Origin of the sequence: Streptomyces niveus (assembly GCF_001723055.1) — a bacterium.
Classification (GTDB): domain Bacteria; phylum Actinomycetota; class Actinomycetes; order Streptomycetales; family Streptomycetaceae; genus Streptomyces; species Streptomyces niveus.
This window is the reverse complement of record NZ_MDCR01000473.1, coordinates 1-2076: the sequence shown is the minus strand read 5'-3', so window position 1 is coordinate 2076 and position 2076 is coordinate 1. Positions and strand designations below refer to the sequence as shown.

The window sequence follows — 2076 nt, the reverse complement described above, 5'->3', positions numbered from 1 at the left end:
GGCGGGGAGTCCGTACGCCCGGCGGCGGGGACTCCGTCGGCGCACCTCGCCGCGGCGACGCGCTCCGAGCCGGCCGGCCGGTCGTCCGCACCGTCGGGGTACCTCCTGCCGATCGTGTTCATCGGCGCCGCGTGCCTCGCCGCGTCGGCACTGCTCCTCGTACGGCGCGCCGCCCGGCGACGGCGGCAGCCGGCGGACCAGCTGGTATGAGGACGGGCACGGTACGCCGCGGATGCGGCCGGCGGCGACAGCACGCACAGTGGAGCCATGGAGCGTCATGTGGTGGTCGTGGTCCAGCCCCCGTGCGGCGGTGGCCGGCGGGTCTGGGTGGACGGGCATGACGCCGGCCGCGCGCGCCGGCCCGCCGATGTGGCGGAGCTGCTGCGCCGGGCCGGTGTCGATCCCGAGCGGATGACCGACACCGCCACGGTCGAGTGGCGCGGCGGCGGTCCTCAGTCCTGGCGGTGACCTACGCCGTCCCGGGCGCTCCCGCCGTGCGCAGGTCGTCCAGCGCCTGCCGGGCCCGTTCCACCAGTCCGTCCGCGCCGCACTCCCGGGCCAGCACCCGGCCCCGGCCGAGGTCCGGCGCCGAGCGTGCGGCGATGCCGTACTCGACGCGCGCGACCGCCAGCTCGTACGTGCAGGGTGACGCTTCCAGATGGGTGACCGCCTCGGCGAGCAGGCCGACCGCGGCCGGTCCCTCGGTCAGGGAGGCGGAGCAGCACAGCGCGACACCGATCGCGGTGTGCGTGCCGAAGCGCTCGGCGCGGTCGCGGGCGTACGAGGCGAGTTCGGCCGCCCGCTCGGGGTTCACGTCGGCGAGTGCCCGCGCGAGATCGATCGCCCAGGGCGCCACCACCCCGTTGTGCCTGCCACGGAGCGTCAACGCCCGCCCCGTGGCTTCGAGTTCGGTGATCGCCTCCTCCGTACGGCCGAGAGCGAGCAGCAGCCTGCCCCGGACCGATCGCGCGTCGGGGATGGCGAGGGAGGACGCGTACGGCGGTGCGAAGGCGTAGCGCTCGGCGGCTTCGCGCGCCTCTTCGACATGGCCGCGGGCGAGGAGTGTGTCGACGAGCATGCAGATGCCGTTCCAGTGCATCGGCAGGCGGTCGCCGACCCGGTCGGCGAGGCGCAGGCTCTCGCGCAGATACATCTCCGCGTCCGCGAGGCGGCCACGTCTGCGGTGGGCGTAGCCGACGAGCGTGTGGGCGAAGGCGAGATGTCCGCCACTCCAGCCGGAGATCTCGAAGGCCCGCATACCTTCGTCGAACAGGGTCTCGGCGCGGTCGAGTTGGTCGGCGAAGGCGAAGGACAGCGCGAGCAGGGCAGGTGGTTCGAAGCCCCAGGACGTGCCGGTCCAGCCGGTGCCGGGAGCGAGCGCGCCGTCGACCAGGGCGCGTTCGGCGATCTGGACGATCTCCTCGGCGCTCTCGCCGCGTGCGGTGGCGTCGAAGGCGCGCAGCATGAGCAGGACACGTTCGGTGTTGTCGCGGCCGGTGAGTCCTGCGGCGGTCCGCGTCAGACGGCGGGAGCGTGCCCGGCCGTCGTCCTCGGTGTCCTGGACGCCTTCCCACAGGAAGTGCGCGGCCTTGAGGCGCATCTGGGCGGGGCCGGGGTCGGTGCGGGCCGCCTCGGCGGCGACGACCTGGGCGGCTTCCCGGGTCTGGTCGTTGTGCGTCAGTGCCTGGGAGAGCCGGAAGACGGCGTCGACGCGCATGCTCTCGTCGAGGAGCTGGGTGTTGATCGCGTCGCGCAGATGGCCGACGGTGGTGGCCGGTGACGAGAGAAGGGTCGCGCAGCCCAGTTCGTAGAGGACTTCGGCCCGCACCCGGGGCAACGGGGGCTCCAGCAGGGCGCGTTCGAGACAACGCCGGGCGGCGTCGGGGGCGCCGACCGCGAGGTGTTCGGCGGCGGCCTCGCGGAGCTGCGCGACCAGTTCGGCGTCGTTGTCGGGGTGGACTTCGAGGAGATGCCGGGCGGCGAGGGCGGCGCCCCGGCCGCTGCGGCTGACGAGCCAGGCGGCGCGGCCGTGGAAGGCGGTCCTGGTGGCCGGCGGGATGGCGCGGTAGACGGCGG

General features: G+C 74.6%; 1 protein-coding gene and 2 pseudogenes. 2 read left to right on the top strand and 1 reads right to left on the bottom strand.

Annotated elements, in window-relative coordinates; genetic code table 11:
- Together BHU15_RS40660 and BHU15_RS36455 are read left to right on the top strand one after the other, a co-directional pair.
- Nucleotides 1–210: pseudogene (locus tag BHU15_RS40660) on the top strand (hypothetical protein); the annotation flags it as partial.
- A gap of 57 nt (nt 211–267) precedes the next feature.
- Nucleotides 268–468, top strand: coding sequence for a hypothetical protein (locus BHU15_RS36455; protein ID WP_069631009.1), 201 nt, complete (start codon nt 268–270; stop codon nt 466–468).
- A 1-nt stretch (nt 469) separates the two neighbouring features.
- On the opposite strand, the pseudogene BHU15_RS40655 reads toward BHU15_RS36455, so the two are convergent.
- A pseudogene (locus tag BHU15_RS40655) lies at nt 470–2076 on the bottom strand (ATP-binding protein); the annotation flags it as partial.